The sequence below is a fragment of the Polaromonas sp. P1_H6 genome, from assembly GCF_056405195.1.
The window spans coordinates 1-2,713 of record NZ_JBFUCN010000068.1 but is presented as its reverse complement, the minus strand read 5'-3'; the positions used below and the strand labels follow the sequence as shown (position 1 = coordinate 2,713).

Sequence of the window (2,713 nt, the reverse complement as noted above, 5' to 3'; positions counted from 1 at the left end):
GTGCTCGGTCCAGACGGGGTCTCGCTAAACTCGCCTTCGGCTCAGACAACGCGATCCCTGATCCGTCTGGCCCTGCGCTCCTCGGCGCATCCACAAGGGGTGGGGACGAGGAATACCAATACCGAATACAGAAGAAACAAGGACTCGCCGCGGCGAGTCCTTGTCTGTCTTGGTTTGTTCTTTGTATTTCTGTCTTCTGTTCCCGCTTCCGCTCCCGCTTGCCCCGTCCTGGCTGGGCCGAGGAGCGCAGACGTAGGCGGATCAGGGATCGCGCTTGTTTGAGCCGAAGGCGAGTTTGCGCGAGACCCCGCCGTAGTCGAGCACCGCAGGTTGCCCGCAGCGAAGCGGAGGGACCCAGACTGCGGGTCGCCTTTTCTTTGGTGACTTTCTTTTGGCGAAGCAAAAGAAAGTTACTGGCTGCCGGCCACCCCGGCCAACAACCCTCAGAGGAGAGCGTGCCGCCGGAGCAAGACCGGCGCCAACCCCCCCAGCGGCGGAGAGAGCAAGAGTGGCAAATCGCCGTTGCAACTTTTACAGAACCGACGGCCCAGTCCGCTTGACCTTCCCACAGGGGTAAGCCCCATAGTCGGTCGCATGGCAGCGAAGAAATAAAGAAATCTTTCGCGCACCGCAGTGATTGAGAAGGATGGTGGACCCCATGATTGCTCAACCCATCGACTACCTGCTGATCGTCTGGTTCGCCCTGGCCCTGGGCTCGACCGCCTACGTGGCCTGGGACCAGTTCCAGCACAATCCCGAACCCGTGGTGATGAAATGGGGTTTCATCCTGGTCACCCTCTACATGGGGCCCATCGGCTTGCTGCTGTATGTCATGGCCGACAAGGAGCCGCGCCCCGGCGAGCATGAAGACTTCATCAAGCCCTTGTGGAAGCAGGGTGTGGGCTCCACCATCCATTGCGTCGCGGGGGATGCGACCGGCATCATCCTGGCGGCGGTGATCACCGCCACGTTGGGCTTGCCGATGTGGCTGGACCTGATCGTGGAATACCTTGCGGGCTTCGCCTTCGGCCTGTTTATTTTCCAGTCGCTGTTCATGAAGAACATGATGGGCGGCACTTACCTGGAGAACGTGAAGAAGTCCTTCATGCCCGAGTTCATCAGCATGAACGCGATGATGGCCGGCATGGCGCCCGTCATGTCGCTGCTGATGATGGGCCGGGACATGCGCGCCATGGACCCGGCCGAGCTGATTTTCTGGGGTGTCATGTCGCTGGGGGTGATCGCCGGTTTTGCGATCGCTTACCCGGTCAACGTCTGGATGGTGTCCCGGAAGATGAAGCACGGCCTGATGACCCGGCGCGATGCCGGCCAGGATGGGCATGCGTCCGGGTCCCCACAGGCGCATGCGGGCCATGAAGCGCAGCACGGCCACGGCCATGCCATGCGTCCCGATGTCACCAGGCCCCAGCTGGCGGCTGTCTGCATGAGCACCTTGCTGATGCTGCTGGGCGGCATGGCCGTGCCTGCGCTTTTTGTGAACATGAGCTTGTCCGCGCGGGATGTCGGCGGCGCCATCATGCCGCCGGGCATGATCATGGGCTGGGACACACCCGGCGAAGCCATGCGGGACATGGCCGCGGTCCACCCGCGCCTGGTCACGCGCCAAGCCGAAGCCCTGGCGCGTGGCGATGTTCCGCTCGAGCCGAAGCTGGAAGACGGCGTGAAAGTCTTCGAGCTTGAAACCGGCGTGGCGGGCTGGAACATCCTGCCCGAGGTGAAGGTGCAAGCTTATGCCTTCAACGGCCAGGTGCCGGGGCCGCGGCTGCGCGTCACCGAAGGGGACAGGGTTCGCATCAAGGTGCGCAACCGGCTGCCGGAATCAACCACCGTGCATTGGCATGGCCTGATCGTTCCCAACAATATGGACGGGCCGGCCAAGATCACGCAGCAGCCGATACCCCCCGGCGGCAGCTACACCTATGAGTTCACGACCGAACAGGCGGGGACATTTTTCTATCACACCCACGACCATGCGGACCGCCAGCAAGCCCTGGGCTTGTACGGCGCGCTGATCATCGACCCCAAAGATCCTGCCAAAGAGCAGCCGGCCGACAAGGAATATGTCATCCAGCTGCAGGAGTGGCTCAAGCGCGAAGGGCTGACCTACCCGGCCATGCTGATGGAGGGCGCCATGCCCAATTACTTCACCATCAACGGCAAGGCCTATCCCGAGACCGAGACTATCAAGATGCGCGTGGGTGAAACCATCAAGCTGCGCTTCATCGGCACCCACAACAATTTTGTGCATCCCATGCATGTGCATGGCGGGCCGTTCACTGTGGTGGCCCGCGACGGCTATGTGCTGGCCGAAGCGGCGCGTTTTGAGGCCGACACGGTCAATGTGGGCCCCGGCCAGCGTTACGACGTGATCTGGAAAGCCCGCAAACCCGGCAAGTGGCTGGTGCATTGCCATATCCCGCACCACAACACCAACAACAATGTCGAGCACCAGGGGGGTGGTGGGTTGACCATGATTTTGGAGGTGAGTTGAGCTGGAGATAAGGCCGGGTCTTGCTCCGGCTAAGCGCTCTTAGCTGAGTGCTGCTGGCCGGGGGTAGCCCGGCGGCTACTCACTTTTCTTTTGCTTCGCCAAAAGAAAAKTAAGCAAAAGAAAAGGCGACCCTGGTTGCTGCGTCCCTGCGCTTCGCTACGGGCAACCTGCGGTGCTCGGTTCAGGCGGGGTCTCGCTAAA

1 protein-coding gene is annotated in these 2,713 nt (G+C 61.6%); it reads left to right on the top strand.

Annotation, left to right across the window (positions count from 1 at the left end):
- Window positions 1–658: 658 nt before the first annotated feature.
- On the top strand, window positions 659–2,512 hold the full coding sequence (locus tag AC1D1F_RS24695; protein ID WP_477677044.1) for a multicopper oxidase domain-containing protein: 1,854 nt from the start codon (window positions 659–661) through the stop codon (window positions 2,510–2,512).
- Window positions 2,513–2,713: the final 201 nt, after the last annotated feature.